At 70.0% G+C, this 18663-nt stretch carries 22 protein-coding genes; 13 read left to right on the top strand and 9 right to left on the bottom strand.

Annotated features, from left to right (window positions below):
* The first annotated feature begins 103 nt into the window (after nucleotides 1-103).
* The 5 genes from OG885_RS27245 to OG885_RS27225 are packed head-to-tail and all read left to right on the top strand — an operon-like array spanning nucleotide 104 to nucleotide 2459.
* Nucleotides 104-580, top strand: coding sequence for a hypothetical protein (locus OG885_RS27245; RefSeq protein ID WP_399961385.1), 477 nt, complete (start codon nucleotides 104-106; stop codon nucleotides 578-580).
* Nucleotides 581-594: 14 nt separating this feature from the next.
* Nucleotides 595-1044, top strand: a complete 450-nt coding sequence (locus tag OG885_RS27240) for a hypothetical protein (RefSeq protein ID WP_405736093.1) — start codon at nucleotides 595-597, stop codon at nucleotides 1042-1044.
* Nucleotides 1045-1073: 29 nt separating this feature from the next.
* Nucleotides 1074-1493: a spore-associated protein A gene (locus tag OG885_RS27235; protein ID WP_355747234.1), complete on the top strand. Its 420-nt coding sequence runs from the start codon at nucleotides 1074-1076 to the stop codon at nucleotides 1491-1493.
* Nucleotides 1494-1519: 26 nt separating this feature from the next.
* The gene (locus tag OG885_RS27230; RefSeq protein WP_405736091.1) at nucleotides 1520-1942 is read left to right on the top strand and encodes a spore-associated protein A; all 423 of its coding nucleotides are present in this window, start codon (nucleotides 1520-1522) and stop codon (nucleotides 1940-1942) included.
* Between the two features lie 49 nt (nucleotides 1943-1991).
* A complete protein-coding gene (locus tag OG885_RS27225; RefSeq protein WP_399961379.1) occupies nucleotides 1992-2459 on the top strand; it encodes a hypothetical protein in 468 nt (155 codons plus the stop codon).
* Nucleotides 2460-2529: 70 nt separating this feature from the next.
* On the opposite strand, the gene OG885_RS27220 is transcribed toward OG885_RS27225, so the two are convergent.
* Complete coding sequence (locus OG885_RS27220) at nucleotides 2530-3558, bottom strand: glycosyltransferase family 2 protein (protein WP_405736088.1); 1029 nt, start codon at nucleotides 3556-3558, stop codon at nucleotides 2530-2532.
* A gap of 140 nt (nucleotides 3559-3698) precedes the next feature.
* Here OG885_RS27220 and OG885_RS27215 point away from each other — a divergent pair, with 140 nt between their 5' ends.
* The 3 genes from OG885_RS27215 to OG885_RS27205 all read left to right on the top strand — a co-directional run bounded on the left by OG885_RS27215 (nucleotide 3699) and on the right by OG885_RS27205 (nucleotide 6640).
* Complete coding sequence (locus tag OG885_RS27215) at nucleotides 3699-5150, top strand: LCP family protein (protein ID WP_405736086.1); 1452 nt, start codon at nucleotides 3699-3701, stop codon at nucleotides 5148-5150.
* 123 nt (nucleotides 5151-5273) lie between these two features.
* The gene (locus OG885_RS27210) at nucleotides 5274-6098 is read left to right on the top strand and encodes an SAM-dependent methyltransferase (protein ID WP_405736083.1); all 825 of its coding nucleotides are present in this window, start codon (nucleotides 5274-5276) and stop codon (nucleotides 6096-6098) included.
* A 173-nt stretch (nucleotides 6099-6271) separates the two neighbouring features.
* Nucleotides 6272-6640, top strand: a complete 369-nt coding sequence (locus OG885_RS27205; RefSeq protein ID WP_399961371.1) for a four-helix bundle copper-binding protein — start codon at nucleotides 6272-6274, stop codon at nucleotides 6638-6640.
* Nucleotides 6641-6698: 58 nt separating this feature from the next.
* On the opposite strand, the gene OG885_RS27200 is transcribed toward OG885_RS27205, so the two are convergent.
* Nucleotides 6699-7997: an LCP family protein gene (locus OG885_RS27200; protein ID WP_405736079.1), complete on the bottom strand. Its 1299-nt coding sequence runs from the start codon at nucleotides 7995-7997 to the stop codon at nucleotides 6699-6701.
* Between the two features lie 119 nt (nucleotides 7998-8116).
* Here OG885_RS27200 and OG885_RS27195 point away from each other — a divergent pair, with 119 nt between their 5' ends.
* A complete protein-coding gene (locus OG885_RS27195) occupies nucleotides 8117-8665 on the top strand; it encodes an acyl-CoA thioesterase (RefSeq protein ID WP_405736077.1) in 549 nt (182 codons plus the stop codon).
* 55 nt (nucleotides 8666-8720) lie between these two features.
* On the opposite strand, the gene OG885_RS27190 is transcribed toward OG885_RS27195, so the two are convergent.
* Entirely contained in the window at nucleotides 8721-9878 is a 1158-nt protein-coding gene (locus OG885_RS27190; protein ID WP_399961364.1) for an acyl-CoA dehydrogenase, read from the bottom strand.
* Nucleotides 9879-10081: 203 nt separating this feature from the next.
* Here OG885_RS27190 and OG885_RS27185 point away from each other — a divergent pair, with 203 nt between their 5' ends.
* A complete protein-coding gene (locus tag OG885_RS27185) occupies nucleotides 10082-11425 on the top strand; it encodes a UDP-glucose dehydrogenase family protein (RefSeq protein ID WP_405736073.1) in 1344 nt (447 codons plus the stop codon).
* A 100-nt stretch (nucleotides 11426-11525) separates the two neighbouring features.
* Here OG885_RS27185 and OG885_RS27180 read toward each other — a convergent pair whose 3' ends face one another.
* Nucleotides 11526-12056 (bottom strand): CGNR zinc finger domain-containing protein, encoded by a 531-nt coding sequence (locus tag OG885_RS27180; RefSeq protein ID WP_405736071.1) that lies wholly within the window; start codon nucleotides 12054-12056, stop codon nucleotides 11526-11528.
* A gap of 82 nt (nucleotides 12057-12138) precedes the next feature.
* On the opposite strand from OG885_RS27180, the gene OG885_RS27175 reads away from it, so the two are divergent.
* Together OG885_RS27175 and OG885_RS27170 are read left to right on the top strand one after the other, a co-directional pair.
* The gene (locus tag OG885_RS27175; protein ID WP_405736069.1) at nucleotides 12139-12501 is read left to right on the top strand and encodes a VOC family protein; all 363 of its coding nucleotides are present in this window, start codon (nucleotides 12139-12141) and stop codon (nucleotides 12499-12501) included.
* Nucleotides 12502-12517: 16 nt separating this feature from the next.
* Complete coding sequence (locus OG885_RS27170; protein WP_405736066.1) at nucleotides 12518-12925, top strand: VOC family protein; 408 nt, start codon at nucleotides 12518-12520, stop codon at nucleotides 12923-12925.
* Here OG885_RS27170 and OG885_RS27165 read toward each other — a convergent pair.
* Both OG885_RS27165 and OG885_RS27160 read right to left on the bottom strand, forming a co-directional pair.
* Nucleotides 12908-14026, bottom strand: a complete 1119-nt coding sequence (locus tag OG885_RS27165; RefSeq protein WP_405736063.1) for a dipeptidase — start codon at nucleotides 14024-14026, stop codon at nucleotides 12908-12910. The two genes, OG885_RS27170 and OG885_RS27165, sit on opposite strands and share 18 nt — an antisense overlap.
* A gap of 106 nt (nucleotides 14027-14132) precedes the next feature.
* Nucleotides 14133-14492, bottom strand: a complete 360-nt coding sequence (locus tag OG885_RS27160; RefSeq protein WP_329338328.1) for a MerR family transcriptional regulator — start codon at nucleotides 14490-14492, stop codon at nucleotides 14133-14135.
* Nucleotides 14493-14542: 50 nt separating this feature from the next.
* Here OG885_RS27160 and OG885_RS27155 point away from each other — a divergent pair, with 50 nt between their 5' ends.
* Nucleotides 14543-15673 carry an alkene reductase gene (locus OG885_RS27155; RefSeq protein WP_405736059.1) on the top strand — a complete coding sequence of 377 codons (1131 nt, stop codon included), beginning with the start codon at nucleotides 14543-14545 and terminating at the stop codon, nucleotides 15671-15673.
* Here the strand turns inward: OG885_RS27155 and OG885_RS27150 are convergent.
* Genes OG885_RS27150 through OG885_RS27140 form a run of 3 tightly spaced genes read right to left on the bottom strand, consistent with a single transcriptional unit; the run spans nucleotide 15622 to nucleotide 18466 of the window.
* Nucleotides 15622-16800 (bottom strand): dipeptidase, encoded by a 1179-nt coding sequence (locus OG885_RS27150; RefSeq protein ID WP_405742900.1) that lies wholly within the window; start codon nucleotides 16798-16800, stop codon nucleotides 15622-15624. The genes OG885_RS27155 and OG885_RS27150 overlap by 52 nt on opposite strands.
* A 5-nt stretch (nucleotides 16801-16805) precedes the next feature.
* Nucleotides 16806-17330: a 5-(carboxyamino)imidazole ribonucleotide mutase gene (gene purE / locus OG885_RS27145; RefSeq protein WP_405736056.1), complete on the bottom strand. Its 525-nt coding sequence runs from the start codon at nucleotides 17328-17330 to the stop codon at nucleotides 16806-16808.
* Nucleotides 17327-18466, bottom strand: a complete 1140-nt coding sequence (locus OG885_RS27140; protein ID WP_329338322.1) for a 5-(carboxyamino)imidazole ribonucleotide synthase — start codon at nucleotides 18464-18466, stop codon at nucleotides 17327-17329. Before OG885_RS27140 ends, purE begins: the two co-directional genes overlap by 4 nt.
* Between the last annotated feature and the right edge of the window lie 197 nt (nucleotides 18467-18663).

The raw sequence follows: 18663 nt of genomic DNA, 5'->3' as shown, positions 1-18663 counted from the left end.
AGAGCGCTTTCGGCCAGGGTGATCAATTTCTGGCCAATGCTTTACAGCGTGTTCATATTTGTTACTTGAACATGACAGGATCTTGAGCGCTCTTCGACCACGAATGAAGCAACAAGCGCTCCAGGGGGAGAAGTTGAAGCTCAAGAGCAAGGCCGCCAGATCCGTCACGTCTCTGGTCATGATGCTGTCCGCGATCGCCGGCTACTCGCTGGTCACGGCTCCGGCCGCCAGCGCCGCCACCTACGGCTGCAACGGGTCCCAGATCGACAGCTGGAACAACACCTACAACGGCACCACGTACGCCAAGACCTATCTGTTCTGGGACGGCACGTACAACTGCGTCGCCGCCGTGAAGCAGGGCTCCTACTACGGCGTCAAGTCGCGTATCGCCGTGGACGCCTGGACGGACAAGGACGGCTACGTCTCGCCGGGTGACGACGGCCAGTACCTCTACTACGCGAGCTTCAAGTTCTACGGCAAGGGCCGGTGCATCGCCGTCGAGACGGACGTGTGGAACCTGAGCGGCAACAACATCATCCAGGACCACGTGCCGAACTCCGGCTACTTCCACTGCGGCTGAGAACGGAATCCGGCATGAGCATCCTCAAGTCCAAGGCCGCCCGCTGGCTGACGAGCACCACGGTCCTGCTCGGTGTCGCCGTGGCGGGCCCCGTGGCCACCGCGCCGGCCGCCTCGGCCGCGTCGGGCAGCTGCTCCGGCAGCGTCATCGACACCCTCAAGCACTACAACTACAGCGGCACCCACGTGGCGACGTCCTACCTGTACTGGGACGGCACCTACAACTGTGTCCGCGCCGACAAGGTCGGCTCGTACTACGGCGTCAGCTCGCGCATGTCGCTGACCATCTACAACCAGAAGGGCGGCGCGGACCCGGACAACGGGTACTTCAAGTACTACGCGGGCCCGGTCAAGGTGAACGGCCAGAACACCTGCATCGCCTTCGAGCTCGACATGTGGAGCACCAGCGGCGCGGACATGCTCCAGGACCGGGTTCCGGCCGGCGGCTTCAACCACTGCGGCTGAACTCGCCGAGCACTGAAGGGGACTCAAACATGCTCAAGATGAAGCGACTTGGCTCCGCCGCGGCCGTCATCGGCCTCACCGCCGCCGGCACGATCGCCGCCACCGGCACCGCCTCGGCGGCCTCCTACAACGGCGCCTGCGGGTCCGGCTACGGCGTGATCGACACGAAGGACGTCGGCACCGGAACCGCCTATCTCACCTACAGCAGCTCCAGCGGCAAGAACTGTGTCGTCACCGTCTCCGACACTCCGGGCACCACCATGCTTCTGGACGCCCGCGTGCGGCTGCACCGCACCAACCTCGACTGGGCGGACAGCGAGTACGACGCGGGCTTCTTCAAGTACTACGCGGGCCCGGTCTACGCCTCCGCCGCGGGCAGGTGCATCGACTGGGGCGGCAATGCGGGCACCGAGACCTGGCATGTGAACTACAACGTGCACTGCGGCTGAGCTCCACCACTGACAGGGATTCAAACGTGTTCAAGATGAAGCGACTTGGCTCCGTCGCGGCCGTCATCGGCCTCGCCGCCGCCGGCACGATCGCCGCCACCGGCACCGCCTCGGCGGCCACCTACGCCGGTACCTGCGGGTCCGGCTACAGCGTGATCGACACGATGGACGTCGGCGACGGAACCGCCTACCTCACGTACAGCGGCTCCAGCGGCAAGAACTGCGTCGTCACCGTCCCCGACAGGACGGGCACGCCCACGGTCCTGGACGCCCGTCTGCGGCTGCACCGCACCGACACGGTGTGGAAGCAGGGCGTCGAGGTCGACTACGGCACGTACAGCTACTACGCGGGTCCGCTCTATGTATCCGCCGCCGGCAGGTGCATCGACTGGGGCGGCGCCGCAGCCTCCAACTACACGCGCGTCGACTACGGCGTCCACTGCGGCTGAGGCCCCGTTTTCCAAGCCGTCGCGTCTCGAGATGAGAGGTCACCAACTGATGTCCAAGCATGTCAAGTTCAGAACCACCCGTTGGATCGCCACCGCGGCGATGACCCTCGGCCTGGGTGTCGCGGTCCCCATGGCCGTCGCCCCCACCGCGTCCGCCGCCGCCACCGCCGGCTGCAGCGGGACCTTGATCGACCAGATCAACCACTACGACTACTCGGTGAGCTCGCACCCGCACGTCGCCACGACCTACCTGTACTGGGACGGCACCTACAACTGTGCGCGGTCCGTCAAGGCGGGCTCCTACTACGGCATCAGTTCCCGCATGAACCTGGACCTGTGGTCCAAGGCCGGCGGGCACGACAACGACAACGGCAACTTCAGCTACGAGGCAGGCCCCGTCAAGGTGAACGGCAGGAACACCTGCATCGCCTTCGAGCTGGACATGTGGAAGCCCAACGGTGGCTCCAACTTCCTGCAGGACCACGTCCCCCCGTCGGGCTACTTCCACTGCGGCTGAGCCCTTCCCGCCCGTGGCGAAGGCCCCCTCCCGGTCGTCCGGAAGGGGGCCTTCGGTCAGTCCAGTGCCGTTACGCCTCCGTCAGCACCGCCGGCCGCCGCGACGCGATGACCTTCCGCGCCAGTGACCGCGGGCTGGTCAGGAAGCCGTACCCCCACGACATGTGCATGGTGGCGAGGGCCACCGGGATCTGGAGGCGGGCCTTCAGGGACAGCCCCTTGCCCGCCGGGAGCGAGCCGAGGGCGATCGCCGCGAGGTAGCCGCCCGGGATCACGAAGCCGAGCGGGGTCAGCACCGCGCCCACCACGAGGCCGGCCGCGATCGCGCACACCGCGACCGGCGGGGCCAGGTAGCGCAGGTTGATGGAGCCGGAGTGGTAGCGGGCGACCACGTGCCGCCAGCGGCCGTAATCCTTGTACTGCTTGGCCAGCGCCTTCACCGAGGGGCGCGGGCGGTACGACACCCGCAGCTCGGGCGAGAACCAGATCAGGCCGCCGGCCTCACGGATGCGGAAGTTCAGCTCCCAGTCCTGGGCGCGGATGAACTCCACGTTGTAGCCGCCCTGTTGCTCCAGCGCCTCGCGGCGGAAGACACCCAGGTAGACCGTCTCGGCGGAGCCCGCCTGCCCTCCCGTGTGGAAGGCCGCGTTGCCGACGCCGATCTTGGAGGTCATCGCGGCGGCGACCGCGTCCTCCCAGGCGTTCTCGCCCTCGGCGTGCATGATGCCGCCGACGTTCTGCGCGCCGGTCTCCTCCAGGAGCCGTACGGCGGTCGCGATGTAGTTCGGCGAGAGGATGCCGTGGCCGTCGACGCGGACGACGATCGGATGGCGGGAGGCCTTGATCGCGGCGTTCAGCGCGGCGGGCGTGCGGCCGGTCGGGTTCGGGACGGTGTGGACGCGGGGGTCTTCCCGTACGAGCTCGGCGGCGATCTCGTCCGTGCGGTCCTTGGAAGGACCGAGGGCGATCACGACCTCCATCTCGCCGGCGTACTCCTGCGCGAGGATCGCTTGGACGGCTCCGCGCAGATGCCGTTCCTCGTCGAGGACGGGCATGATCACAGAAACGGCGGGGAGCTGCACGTCGGGCTTGGCGTTCATAGGGGGCTCACGTTACCGCGAACGGGGGACACCGGTGCGCCCCGGTCGGGGCGGCGCCCCGGGCCGCAGATCGTATCGGCCTACGGTGCTGAAGATCCCATGTAAGGCCCTCAGGTCCGGTCCCCGCGGAGGTGCCCCCCATGTCCACACCGCCCCGCCGCTCCCCTGCCGCCGCCCGGCCCCGGCCGCGGCCGAAACCACCCGTACGACGGCGCAAGCCCCGTTGGGCCGGTCGGGCGGTGACCACGCTCTCCGTCGTGATCCTCGCCTCGGCCGGCATCGGCCACGGTGTCCTCTCCAGCCTGGACGCGGACATCGCGCGGGTGGACCCCTTCAAGGACATGAAGAACCGGCCGAGAGCCGGGCACGGCATGAACGTGCTGCTGGTCGGCACCGACGGACGCGACAAGATCACCGAGGCCGAGCGGCAGAAGTACCGGCTGGGCGGCGCCCCCTGTCACTGCACCGACACGATCATGATCGTGCACATCTCGGAGGACCGGGAGCGGGCGAGCGTGGTGAGCCTGCCGCGTGACTCGTACGCGATGACACCCCCGCACACCGACCGGACCACCGGTGAGGAGCACCACGGCCACCCCGTCAAACTGAACGCGGCCTACGCGGAGGGCGGCCCCCAGCTGACCGTGCGGACCGTCGAGACGATGACGCACGTGAAGATCGACCACTATCTGGAGGTCGACTTCACCAGCTTCATGAAGACGGTGGACGTGCTCGGCGGCGTGAAGATCTGCACCACCGAACCGCTGAAGGACGCGTACACGGGCCTCGACCTCCCCGCCGGCTCGCACACCCTCATGGGCGGCGAGGCCCTCCAGTACGTCCGCTCCCGGCACACCGACGGGTCGGCGGACCTCGGCCGGATGAAGCGCCAGCAGCGCTTCATGGCGGCGCTGATCGACCGCGCGACCTCCTCCGGCATCCTCCTGAACCCCATGAAGTTCCGGGACGTGACACGGGCGGTGCTGGGCTCGGTGCGGGCCGACAAGGAGTTCGGCACCGGCGAACTCCTCGATCTGGGGCGGGCGATGCGGAACTTCTCGCCCTCGTCGTCCGAGTTCACGACGGTGCCGATCGGGCAGATGGGGTACGTCGTCAAGGGCGTCGGCTCCACCCTGAAGTGGGACGCGAAGAAGGCGGGCCGCCTCTTCCAGGCCCTGCGCGAGGACGAGCCGCTGGCCGTGCACAAGCCGAAGAGCAAGGCGGTCCGGGTCGCCGTCGCCCCGCAGCAGATCCGCGTCCAGGTCGAGAACGGCACCGCCACCGCCGGACTCGGCAAGCGCGTCGACGCCCAGCTCGCCGCGACCGGCTTCCGCACCACCCACCAGCCGGTGACCTCGGCGAACCGCACGGTCAGGCGCACGGTCATCGCCTACGACCCCCGCTGGGACCGCTCCGCCAGATCCCTCGCCGCGGCCCTGCCGGGCAGCGAGCTGCGGCCCGTGCCGGGGCAGGGGGCGCTGCTGAAGGTGATCGCCGGGGCGGACTTCAGGCAGGTACGGAAGGTACGGGCGGAGGACCCGTACCAGGGTGAGTTCGGGGTGGTGACGGGCGACGAGGTGGGCTGCGTGTAGGCGCGGCCGCCGAAAGTCCGGAACTTCGGTCAACTTCCAGCCAGGACTGAAGACTTGTGTCTACTTTGGTGCGTATCCAGACCGGTCACGTCCGGTCAGTGCCGCCCGAAGGAGACCAGACCCATGTCCGACCCCGCAGTGCCCCGTGACGAAGGCGTCGCCCGCGTGGCCCGGCTGCGAACCGACGTGTCCCACTCGGCCCGGATCTGGAACTACTGGCTCGGCGGCAAGGACCACTACCCCGTGGACGAGGAGGTCGGCGACCAGATCCTGTCCTTCGTCCCGGCCCTGCCGCGCTCGGCCGTCGCCGACCGCGCCTTCCTGGCCCGCGCCGTCCGCTACCTGGCCGCGGAGGTGGGCATACGGCAGTTCCTGGACATCGGCACCGGTCTGCCCACCGCCGACAACACCCACGAGGTCGCCCAGCGCGTCGACCCCTCGTGCCGGATCGTCTACGTCGACAACGACCCCCTCGTCCTCACCCACGCGCACGCCCTGCTCACCAGCACGCCCGAAGGGGCCACCGACTACATCGAGGCCGACGTCCACGACCCGGAGGCGATCCTGCGGGGCGCCGCCGAGATCCTCGACCTCACCCAGCCGGTCGCGGTCACGATGCTCGGCATAGTCAACTTCGTCATGGACACCGACGACGCGGTCGCGATCGTGCGCAGGCTCCTCGCGGCCCTGCCCTCCGGCAGCCACCTGGTGATCTCCCACCCCACCACCGAGGTCGACGGCGAGGCGATGAAGTCGGCGGTGGAGTACTGGAACAGCCAGGGCTCGGCCCCGATGACCCTGCGCAGCCGCGCCGACCTCGCCCGCCTCTTCGAGGGCGTCGAGCTCCTCGAACCCGGCATCGTCTCCTGCTCGCGCTGGCGGCCGGAGGCGCCGGAGGACGAGATCGCCGAGGTCACGCACTTCGCCGGGGTGGGCAGGAAGCCGTAACCCCAATGGCGGCGGGGCGGCCACCGGTGTCGTAACAGCCCGGATCGGGGTGATTACGTCGACTACGTTCCGGATTATTACCGTCCGCCCGATGGCGCCGGACGGCGGGCGGGCGTAGGACGGAAACGCACACGGGGCCCGCCCCGGGCTCCGCGACCCCCCGAGGAGGAGCCATGACCAAGCCCGCGATGACCGGAACGGCCGCCATGAGCAAGGAGATGCAGGACTGCGTCGAGGCGTGCATGTCCTGCCACAGCATGTGCGAGGAGGCCATGAGCTCCTGCATGCAGATGGGCGGGCAGGCCCAGATGCAGATCATGCGCGCGCTCCTGGACTGCTCCGAGATGACCCGCATGTGCGCGGACATGATGATGCGCCGCTCGCCGATGTCGGCGGAGATGTGCGCGATGTGCGCCAAGGCGTGCGACATGTGTGCCGAGGCGTGTATGGCCATGCCGGACGACCCGATGATGATGCGCTGCGCGGAGGCGTGTCGTCGCTGCGCGGAGATGTGTCGCACGATGGCAGGCGCCACGATGTGAGGCCCTCGGCCTGAAACGGCTCAGGGGCACCCGGTGGGGTGCCCCTGAGCCGCGTCGTTCAGTTGCCCGAGACGGTGACCTTCTCGTCGTTCTTCAACTCGTCCACCAGCGTCTTCACCTTGGCCTTGTCCCAGACGAGGTTGCCGTTGGCGGAGCCGGAGATCGGCATGTTCATGGACTTGCCGTCGCCGCTGTTGACGCTCTTCATGGCCCAGAACATGTCCGCGAGGTCGAACAGGCCCATGTCCTTGTCGACGATGAGGGTGTCGAGGCCGGCGCTCATGGTCGGGTAGAGCTTGAAGGGGTTGAGGACGGTGCCCGGCGTCGCCACCTGGTTGGCGAGGGCCGCGAGGAACTTCTGCTGGTTCTTCGTACGGTCCAGGTCGGAGGCCTTGAGGGCGTACCGGGTACGGACGAAGGCCAGGGCCTCCTCGCCGTTCAGGGTCTGCTTGCCCGCCTCGAAGTCGGCGCCGGACTTGGTGTCCTTCATGCCGCCCTTCGGGATGGTGATCTCGACGCCGCCGACCGCGTCCACGATGTTCGCGAAGCCCGCGAAGCCGATCTCGACGTAGTGGTCGATGCGCAGCCCGGTGTTGTACTCGACGGTGCGGACCAGCAGCTCGGGGCCGTCCTCGGCGTACGCCGCGTTGAGCTTGGTGTGCCGGCCGGTGCCCTTGTACGTCTTGCCGGACTCGGAGCCGACGAACGTCGGGATCTCCACGTCCGAGTCACGCGGCAGGGAGATCAGCGTGTCCCCGTTGCTGCCGGTGTGCAGGATCATCATCGAGTCCGTGCGCTTGCCCTCGGCGGAGCCGGTGTGGAGCTTCTTCTTCTCCTCGGCGGACATGCCGGCCCGGCTGTCGGAACCGACGATCAGGTAGTTGGTGCCCTCGCCCCCGTCCGGCCGGTCGATGACCTTCGACAGGTCGACCTCGCGGTTGAGCTTGGAGTCGGCCCAGAAGTACGTCCCGATCGTCGTCACGACGAGCACGGTCACCACCGTGATCGCCGTCCACTTGATCCGGCGCCGCCAGTTCGGCGCGGGCCGCTCACCGCGGGCCCGGCCGCCGGGGCCGGCGGGGCCGCCACCGCTGTAGACCTGGCCGGTGTTGTAGCCGCTGTCGTAGCCGTCCACGGCGGTGTCGTCGGCGTAGCCGGCGTTGCCGTACGCCGGCTGCTGCGGGACCCCGCCGCCGTAGGGCGGCGCGGACTGGCCGGGGCCGCCCCCGTACGCGCCCGAGGCGGGCCTGCGGACCTGCCGCATGGCGCGCGCGCCCTCAGGCTGTGCGCTCGCGCTGCCGCGTCCGTACCGGTCGCCGCGGTTCTCGTCGGACCATGCCTCGGGCCAATCGTTCATGGGCCCCAGTGTGCAGGGATGGGCTGTGCCCTTTACAAGGGTCGTAGGAAAATCAGGGCACGGCTGTTGCGAACCCAACACAAAGTCCGCGATCCAGGCCTCGGCATAAGGTGGAGGCCATGACAGATCAGGCCCCCTCGACGGAGTCCGACATCCCGGGCAAGCCGACGTCCGCGTCGCGCACCACGCTCAGCCACATCATGACGCACGCCGACACCAACCTGCTGGGGACCGTGCACGGTGGCGTGATCATGAAGCTGGTCGACGACGCGGCGGGCGCGGTGGCCGGACGGCACAGCGGCGGGCCCGCGGTGACCGCCTCCATGGATGAGATGGCGTTCCTGGAACCGGTCCGGGTCGGTGACCTCGTCCATGTGAAGGCCCAGGTCAACTGGACCGGGCGGACCTCGATGGAGGTCGGGGTGCGGGTGCTGGCGGAGCGCTGGAACGAGTCGAACCCGGCGACCCAGGTCGGCTCCGCGTATCTCGTCTTCGCCGCGGTCGACGCCGACGGCAAGCCCCGGCTGGTGCCGCCGGTCGTCCCGGAGAGCGAGCGCGACAAGCGCCGCTACCAGGAGGCCCAGATCCGCCGCACGCACCGGCTGGCCCGGCGGCGCGCGATCATGGAACTGCGGGAGAAGAGGGCGGCTGAGGGGTTCGAGGACTGACGCCTACGAGAAAAGGGGCGCCCGGATCTCCGGGCGCCCCTTTTTCGATCAGCCGTTACGGCAGGTTGCGCGCCATGACGATGCGCTGGACCTGGTTCGTACCCTCGTAGATCTGCGTGATCTTCGCGTCGCGCATCATGCGCTCCACCGGGTAGTCACGGGTGTAGCCGTAGCCGCCGAGCAGCTGGACGGCGTCCGTGGTGACCTCCATGGCCACGTCCGAGGCGAAGCACTTGGCCGCCGCGCCCTGGAAGGTGAGGTCCTTGTCGCCGCGCTCGGAGGCGGCCGCGGCCTGGTAGGTCAGGGCGCGGGCGGCGGCGATCTTCATGGCCATGTCGGCCAGCATGAACTGGATGCCCTGGAAGTCGGCGATGGCCTTGCCGAACTGCTTGCGCTCCTGGACGTAGCCCTTGGCGTAGTCGAGGGCGCCCTGGGCGACACCCAGCGCCTGGGCCGCGATGGTGATGCGGGTGTGGTCCAGGGTCTTCATCGCCGTGGCGAAGCCGGTGCCCTCCTCGCCGATCATGCGGTCGGCGGGGATGCGGACGTTGTCGAGGTAGACCTCGCGGGTCGGGGAGCCCTTGATGCCGAGCTTCTTCTCCGGGGCGCCGAAGGAGACGCCCTCGTCGGACTTCTCGACGACGAAGGCCGAGATGCCCTTCGAACGCTTCGAGGGGTCCGTGACCGCCATCACCGTGTAGTACTCGGACTCGCCCGCGTTGGTGATCCAGCGCTTCACGCCGTTGAGGATCCAGTGGTCGCCGTCGCGGACCGCCCTGGTCTTCATGCCGGCCGCGTCGGAACCCGCGTCGGGCTCGGAGAGGCAGTAGGAGAACATGCCCTCGCCCTTGGCGAGCGGGGTCATGTACTTCTTCTTCAGCTCCTCGGAGCCCGAGAGGATGACGGGCAGGGAGCCGAGCTTGTTCACGGCCGGGATCAGGGAGGACGAGACGCAGACGCGCGCCACCTCCTCGATCACGATCACCGTGGCCAGCGCGTCCGCGCCGGCGCCGCCGTACTCCTCGGGCACGTGGACGGCGTGCAGGTCGTTCGCGACCAGTGCCTGAAGGGCCTCGCGCGGGAAGCGGGCCTCCTCGTCCACCGCTGCGGCGTGCGGCGCGATCTTCGCCTCGGCCAGTGAGCGGATGGCGTCGCGGAGCATGTCGTGCTCCTCGGACGGGCGGTACAGGTCGAAGTCAGCCGATCCGGCCAAGGTGTCTCACGCTCCCAGTGCGCTGCGGTGGTCGACGCTAATTACCGTTAAGTAACTCAAATTTTAGAGGGCCGCCCACGGGAGTGATACGTGAGCTTGGCGACAAGGGGGAAGCTGCCCCGAAGGCTGCCCCCGGAAGCCCCCGGCCACGCCCCGACTATGCTCGGTCAGCGCATCGAACACCGTCCACCTCTGGAGCATCCATGGCCCTCAAGATCACCGTGATCGGCACCGGCTATCTCGGCGCGACCCACGCGGCGGCCATGGCCGAGCTCGGTTTCGAGGTGCTGGGGCTCGATGTCGTACCGGAGAAGATCGCCATGCTCCAGCGCGGCGAGGCCCCGATGTTCGAACCCGGTCTGGAGGAGCTGCTGCGCAAGCACGTGGCCGGGATCGAGGGGTCGAGCGGGCGGCTGCGGTTCACCCAGGACTGGGCCGAGGTCGGGGCCTTCGGCGATGTGCACTTCCTGTGCATCAACACACCGCAGAAGCACGGCGAGTACGCGTGCGACATGTCGTACGTCGATTCCGCCATCGCCTCGCTCGCGCCGCACCTTTCCGGGCCCGCGCTCGTCGTCGGCAAGTCCACCGTGCCCGTCGGGTCGGCGGACCGGCTGGCGCGTTACCTCGTGGACCACGCCCCCGCCGGGGCGGGCGCCGAGCTGGCGTGGAACCCGGAGTTCCTGCGGGAGGGCTTCGCCGTGCAGGACACGCTGCACCCGGACCGGATCGTGGTCGGGGTGCGCAGCGAGCGGGCAGAGGGGCTGCTGCGGGAGGTGTACGCGACGCCGATGTCGGAGGGCACGCCGTTCGTGGTCACCGACTTCCCGACCGCCGAGCTGGTGAAGACCTCGGCGAACTCCTTCCTCGCCACCAAGATCTCGTTCATCAACGCCATGGCGGAGGTCTGCGAGGCCGCGGGCGGCGATGTGGCGAAGCTGGCGGAGGCGATCGGGTACGACGACCGGATCGGCAAGAAGTTCCTGCGGGCCGGAATCGGGTTCGGCGGTGGCTGTCTGCCCAAGGATATCCGTGCCTTCATGGCGCGCGCCGGTGAGCTGGGTGCCGACCAGGCGCTGACGTTCCTCCGGGAGATCGACTCGATCAACATGCGGCAGCGCGGGCAGATGGTGGAGCTGGCGCGGCAGGCGCTGGGCGGCGGGCCGTTCCTGGGCAAGCGGGTCGCGGTGCTCGGTGCCACCTTCAAGCCCGACACGGACGACGTCCGGGACTCGCCCGCGCTGAACGTGGCCGGGCAGATCCATCTCCAGGGCGGTCAGGTCACGGTCTACGACCCGATGGGCATGGACAACGCCCGCCGGCTCTTCCCGACCCTCGGCTACGCCGACTCGGCCGTGGAGGCGGTGCGCGGCGCCGATGTCGTCCTGCATCTGACGGAGTGGCGGGAGTTCCGCGAGCTGGACCCGGCGGCGCTCGGCGAGGCGGCGGCGGTGCGGCTGATCCTGGACGGGCGGAACTCGCTGGACCCGGTGCTGTGGCGGAAGGCCGGATGGACGTACCGGGCAATGGGTCGGCCGACCGCCTGACCCCTTCCCCAGAAGGCGACGCCGGTTCGGCCGAGGCTCAGTCGGCCGAACCGGCGTCTTGTTGCATTCTGCACCACCGGCCTGTGCGGCATCCGGTGAACTACTTGGCCCGGTAGCGCCGCATCTTCGCGCGCGCCCCGCACACCTGCATCGAGCACCAGCGGCCACGTCCGGCGGGGCTGCGGTCGTAGTACGCCCAGTGGCAGGTGGCGGCCTCGCAGGACTTGAGGCGCTGCCAGGTCCCGGCGACCAGGGCCGCGGCGACGGCTTCGGCGATACGGGAGTGCAGGCGTCCCGGGTCGACGGGCGCTTCGCCGACAGGGGTGAGGCCGGCAGGCGCGAGGCCGGCCGAGCCGTCCGCCGGGTCGATCGTCACGCGCAGCGGCGCCGTCGCCAGCAGCTCGCCCAGGGGCGTGACCGGGGCGTGCGCCGGATGCCCGGCGTGGGCCAGCAGCGTCGCCCGCAGCGACTCGCGCAGTTCGCGCGCTCCCGGCACGTCCTCCTCCGTGAGCCCGAAGCGCGCCCGGCCGTCCGCCGTGTCGAGGGCGTCGGCGCCCGACTCGAGGTCCAGCGTGTTCACCAGGGACTCGACCAGAGCCAGGCTCCCGGGGGCGGCCGATCTCTCACTCATGCTTGCGACGTTACCCCTTGTGCGGGAGCATGGAGTAACCGTTACTGGTTGACCGCTTCTAGAGGTAACACCGGAGGAAGTCATGGCTCTCGCCAAGCTGGGTGTCGTCGTCCTGGACTGTCCCGACCCCCGCGCGCTCGCCGGTTTCTACGCCGAGGTGCTGGGCGGCACCGTCGAGGGGGACGGGGAGTGGGTGGATGTGAAGGTGCCGGGCGGACAGGCACTGGCGTTCCAGGCCGCGCCCGGTCACACCCCGCCGCAGTGGCCGCGCGCCGACCACGACTCCCAGCAGTTCCATCTGGACCTGACCGTGGAGGACCTGGACGCCGCCGAGAAGGGTGTCCTGGCGCTCGGCGCGAAGGCGCTGGACGCCGAGGACCGCTCGCGCTCGTTCCGTGTGTACGCGGACCCGGCGGGGCACCCGTTCTGTCTGTGCGCCTGCTGAGCCTGGAGGTATCCGTATGACCGCCGTGACCCGTTTCCGTTCCGTCGTCCTCGACTGCCCCGACCCCCGGGCGCTCGCCCGTTTCTACGCCGGGGTGGTGGGCGGCACGCCGCAGGACGACGATCCCGAGTGGGTGGTCCTCGACGTGCCGGGAGGGCCCAGGCTCTCCTTCCAGCGGGCCGAGGGGTACACCCCGCCGGAGTGGCCGCGCGCGGACCGCAACTCGCAGCAGTTCCACATCGACTTCGACGCGGGCTCGACGTGGGAGGAGATCGAGGAGGCGGAGCGGAAGGTGCTGTCCCTCGGCGCGAAGGCGCTGCACGCCGAGGACAAGGACGACTTCCGGGTGTACGCCGATCCGGCGGGGCATCCCTTCTGCCTCTGCCGGATCGACCCGCACCGGCGGCTACCCGTCCAGGTCTGAGATCTTCGCCGTCGACGGCTCGCGTCGCTCCCGGGCGGCGCGGGCCGTGAAGTCGGCGCCGCGCAGCACACGTTGGACATTGCCCCAGGTCAGCAGGGCGATGTCGGACTCGGCCCAGCCGCGGCGGAGCAGCTCGGCGACGAGGAGCGGGTAGCAGGAGGCGTCGGCGAGGTCCTGGGGGTGGGCGGTGCCGGCGTCGTAGGTGCCGGACAGGCCGACGCACTCCGGACCCGCGACCTCGCGCACATGGTCGAGATGGTCGGCGACGTCCCGCACGCTCGGGCCGGTCTGCTCGGCGGTGAGCGGCACCATGCACAGGCCCTTGGCGGCGCCCAGCTCGGCGAGCAGGTCGTCGGGGAGGTTGACCGGGTGCGGGCGCAGGGCGCGGGCGGCGGAACGGGTCCACAGGACCGGGGCCTTGGAGACCGCGATCGCGCGGCGGACGGTGTCGGCGGAGGCGCCGGAGAGGTCGGCGAGGACGCCGAGCCGGTTCATCTCGCGCAGCACCTCCTCGCCGAACCGGGTGAGGCCCGCCTCGCTCGCCCAGGAGGCGCCGGACAGGGTGAGGGCGCGCAGGCCGAGGGCGCGCAGTGAGCGCAGGATGCCGAGGGAGTCGCCGAGGGCGGCGGCGCCGGCCGGGCCGAGCAGGACGGCGACCCGGCCGCAGTGCCGTACGTCGGCGGTCTCGCCGGCGGTGTGGGCGAGGCGCAGGCCCTCGGGGTGGGCGCCCACGACGGTCCGTACCAGGTCGAGCTGTTCGAGGGTGGCGGCCACGGCCCGGTCGCCACCGATGCTCTCGGGCAGGTGCAACGACCAGAACAGCGCGCCCACATGGCCCTCGCGCAGCCGGGGCACGTCCGTGTCGACGGAGCTCTCGCCGAGTTCGAGGTCGAACCAGGGGAGGTGGCGCAGGGCCCAGGGCAGCCCGCTGTAGCCGTCGGCGACGGGGTGCGCGGCGAGGATGGCGTGCGCGCGCTCCAGGGGGCCGGTGTCCGGGTCGGAGACGGGGGCGTAGGGCTCTTCCGCCAGGAAGGGGTCGGTCAGGCCGTCGAGCGCGCCGACCTCGGTCGTGGTGTCCAGTTCGTCCTGGAGGTCTGCCATGGCGTGCTCCCGTACGTCGTGATCGGCGGCATGATCAGCAGTACGGTCACGGTCGCACGGGGTACCGAGGGCTTCCTGGTGGGTGGGGCGTTCGGGGGTACGCGGGTCAGCTTCCGCGGGCCACCTGGATGACCTCGTCGAGGGTGTCCCGGGACCGCTCCAGATCGCGGATCATGCGGTCGATGCGATCGCGTTCCCGCGCCAGGTCGGCGACGAGTTTCGGGGTGGCGACGACGGAGGGGCCGCCGTCCCGGTCCCGCATGCAGGGCAGCAGCTGCCGGATCTTCTCGCTGTGCAGCCCGGCCGCGAACAGCTCCTGGATCCGTACGACCCGGTCCACGGCCGCCTCCGGGTAGTCCCGGTGTCCGCCGGGGGTGCGGTCGGCGGCGAGCAGTCCCTGGGTCTCGTAGTAGCGCAGCGACCGTTCGCTGACGTTGGTGCGCCGGGCCAGTTCACCGATCCGCATGGACACCTCGACTTGAATCTGACACTGATGTCAGGTTCTAGCGTACGGTCATGACGCAGATCCTGGAACCCACCGCCCTTGGCCGCCTCGCCCTCCCCAACCGTCTGGTGATGGCCCCGATGACCCGGAACCGGGCGGCTGCCGACGGCACGCCCACCGGTCTCATGGCCGAGTACTACGCCCAGCGCGCGACCGCCGGCCTGATCGTCGCCGAGGCCTCGACGCCGAACGCGGTGGGGCAGACGTATCCGAACATCACCGCGATCCACACCCCGGCGCACATCGCCGGCTGGCGGCAGGTGACGGACGCCGTACGGGAGGCGGGCGGACGGATGTTCCTCCAGCTCCAGCACGGTGGCCGCGTCGGTCACCCGGCGAACAGCGGGCACACCCCGCTCGCCCCCTCCCCCGTCCCGCTCCCCGACACGGTCTTCACCCCCGACGGCCATCAACAGGCCGTGACACCGCGGGAGATGAGCCTCGACGACATCCACGCCACGGTCGCCGACTTCGCGACCGCCGCGCGCAACGCGGTCGAGGCGGGCTTCGAGGGCATCGAGGTGCACTCCGCCAACGGCTATCTCCTGCACCAGTTCCTGGCCGGCAACACCAACCGCCGCACGGACGCGTACGGCGGCTCCGTCGACGCCCGTATCCGGTTCACGGTGGAGGTCGTCGAGGCCGTCGCCGCGGCGGTCGGACCCGAGCGGGTGGGCGTACGGCTCTCCCCCGGGCTCACCGTCAACGGCATCGAGGAGGGCGACACGGCGGACCTCTACCCGGCGCTGGTCGCCCGGCTGAACCGGCTTGACCTCGCCTATCTGCACGTCGTGCACGCCGATCCGCAGGCGCCGGTGTTCCGGCGGATCCGCCAGGAATGGCACGGCACCCTCATCGCCAACCCGGTGCTCGGCGAGCTCGCCACAGGGCCCGTGACCGACGCCGCGCACCGGCTGCTCGACGCGGGCGCCGACCTGATCGCCCTGGGCCGGCCGTTCCTCGCCAACCCCGACCTCGTCGAGCGGCTGCGGCTCGGGGCGCCGCTGAACCCCGTACGGGACCGCTATCTGATGTACGTGGGCGGGGCGGCCGGCTACACCGACTACCCCGCCCTGTACGAAACCGGCTCTCAGCCGTCGAGCGACTCGATCGTCGCATTGGACGGCGCCCGCGTCGCCTGAAGGTCGCGCGCCACGTCCTCCGCCGCGCCCAGCACCCGGACCGCGTTCTGCCAGGTGAGCTTGGCCAGGTCGGAGGTGGACCAGCCGCGGTCGAGGAGCTCGGCGATCAGGTTCGGGTACCCGGAGACGTCGTCCAGGCCGTCCGGGGTGAACGCCGTGCCGTCGTAGTCGCCGCCGATGCCGAGGTGGTCGACGCCCGCGACCTCACGCATGTGGTCGAGGTGGTCGGCGACCGTCGACACCGTCGCGACCGGGCGCGGGGTGCGCTCCTCGAAGGCGCGGTGCACCTTCATCGCGTCGGGGGTGGTGGCGAGGTGGTGGAAGCCGTGGGCCCGCATGTTGTCGTCGGCGGCGGCCGTCCAGTCCACGGCGGCCTGGAGCACGAACTTCGGCACGAAGGTCACCATCGCCATGCCGCCGTTGCCCGCGAGGCGTTCCAGGACGTCGTCCGGGATGTTGCGGGGGTGGTCGCACACCGCGCGCGACGAGGAGTGGGAGAAGATCACCGGGGCCACCGAGGTGTCCAGCGCGTCCCTCATCGTCGTGGCCGCCACATGCGAGAGGTCGACGAGCATGCCCTCGCGGTTCATCTCCCCGACCACCGCACGGCCGAAGGCCGACAGACCGCCGACGTTCGGCTCGTCCGTCGCCGAGTCCGCCCAGTCGTTGTTGTCGTTGTGCGTGAGCGTCATGTAGCGCACGCCCAGCGCGTACAACCCCCGCAGTGTGGCGAGGGAGTTGGCGATGGAGTGCCCGCCCTCCGCGCCCATCAGCGAGGCGATACGGCCCTCCGCGCGCGCCGCCTCCATGTCGGCCGCGGTGAGCGCGGCGCGCAGGGCGTCCGGGTGGCGGTCGATCAACTGCCGTACGCAGTCGATCTGTTCCAGCGTCGCGGGCACCGCGTCGGGCAGGTCGGAGCGGACGTACACCGACCAGTACTGCGCCCCCACACCACCGGCCCGCAGCCGCGCGAGGTCGGTGTGGAGGTGGGCGCTCTGGTCGGTGGCGATGTCACGGGCGTCGAGGTCGTAGCGGACCTGTTCGCGCAGGGCCCAGGGCAGGTCGTTGTGGCCGTCGACGACCGGGAACTCCCGCAGCAGTTCCCGGGCGGCCTCCACCGAGGTCACGGCCGTCACTTCCCGAAGCCGAAGCCGTTGCCCGGTCCTTCGACCTTGGCGCGCAGCCGCTTGCCCTTCTCGGTGGCCTGGTCGTTGAGCTCCTGCTGGAACTCCCTCATCCGGCCGAGGAGTTCCTCGTCGGAGGTGGCGAGGATCCGGGCCGCGAGCAGGCCCGCGTTGCGGGCACCGGCGACGGAGACGGTGGCGACGGGCACACCGGCCGGCATCTGCACGATGGAGAGCAGCGAGTCCATGCCGTCGAGGTACTTCAGCGGCACCGGCACGCCGATGACGGGCAGCGGGGTGACGGAGGCGAGCATGCCCGGCAGGTGGGCGGCGCCACCGGCGCCGGCGATGATCGCCTTGATGCCCCGCCCGGCCGCCTCCTCGCCGTACGCGATCATCTCGCGCGGCATGCGATGGGCCGAGACGACGTCGACCTCGTACGCGATCTCGAACTCGTCGAGGGCCTGGGCGGCGGCCTCCATGACGGGCCAGTCGGAGTCCGACCCCATGACGATGCCTACAACGGGGCTCATTCGGTGATGGTCCCTCTCAGGTAGCCGGCAGCGTGACGTGCGCGTTCGAGAACGTCGTCCAGGTCGTCGCCGTAAGTGTTGACGTGGCCGACCTTGCGTCCGGGCTTCACGTCCTTGCCGTACATGTGGATCTTGAGCTGGGGGTCGCGGGCCATGCAGTGCAGGTACGCGGAGTACATGTCCGGGTAGTCGCCGCCGAGGACGTTGACCATGACCGTCCACCGGGCGCGCGGGCGCGGGTCGCCGAGCGGGAGGTCGAGGACGGCCCGGACGTGGTTGGCGAACTGGCTGGTGATCGCGCCGTCCATCGACCAGTGGCCGGAGTTGTGCGGTCGCATCGCCAGCTCGTTGACGAGGATGCGGCCGTCGCGGGTCTGGAACAGCTCGACGGCGAGGTGGCCGACGACGTCCAGTTCCTTGGCGATGGTCAGCGCCATCTCCTCGGCCTTCAGCCCGAGGGCCGGGTCCAGGTCGGGGGCCGGGGCGATCACGGTGTCGCAGACGCCGTTCACCTGCTGGGACTCGACCACCGGGTAGGCGACCGCCTGGCCGTGCGGGGACCGGACGACGTTGGCGGCGAGCTCGCGGACGTAGTCGACCTTCTCCTCGGCGAGGACGGGCACACCAGCCCGGAAGGGGTCCTCGGCCTCCTCGACGGAGTCGACGACCCACACGCCCTTGCCGTCGTAGCCGCCACGGACGGTCTTCAACACGACCGGGAAGCCATCGCCCTCCTCGGCGAACGCCACCACGTCCGCCGGGTCGCTCACGATCCGGTGCCGTGGGCACGGCACCCCGATCGCGTCGAGCCTCGCCCGCATCACGCCCTTGTCCTGGGCGTGCACCAGCGCGTCGGGGCCGGGGCGCACGGGGATGCCGTCCGCCTCCAGCGCCCTGAGGTGCTCGGTGGGTACGTGTTCGTGATCGAAGGTGATCACATCGCAGCCCCTCGCGAACTCACGCAGCGTGTCGAGGTCGCGATAGTCGCCGATGACGACATCGCTCACCACCTGCGCCGCGGAATCCTGAGGGGTGTCACTGAGGAGCTTGAATCTGATGCCGAGCGGGATGCCCGCCTCGTGTGTCATACGAGCGAGCTGCCCCCCGCCGACCATGCCGACTACCGGGAACGTCACGCTCCTAGGGTATCGGCCGCGCCACGGCGGCCGGATCCCGCTCCTCCTCCGCCCCCTTTGTGCCTGCTTTCCGGCCACTTTCCCCCGCTCATACCAGCTTCTTTACGGCGGTGTGTGTCCGCCCACAGGCAACCGGGTGGGGGGATGGTTAGCATGGCTGGGTTGACGAAACCGACCGACTGGGGGCCTGTACTTCC

This window comes from Streptomyces sp. NBC_00028, from assembly GCF_045041065.1.
Classification (GTDB): Bacteria; Actinomycetota; Actinomycetes; order Streptomycetales; family Streptomycetaceae; genus Streptomyces.
Note: the sequence above shows the minus strand (reverse complement) of the source record. Positions and strands in the feature narration are given on the sequence as shown.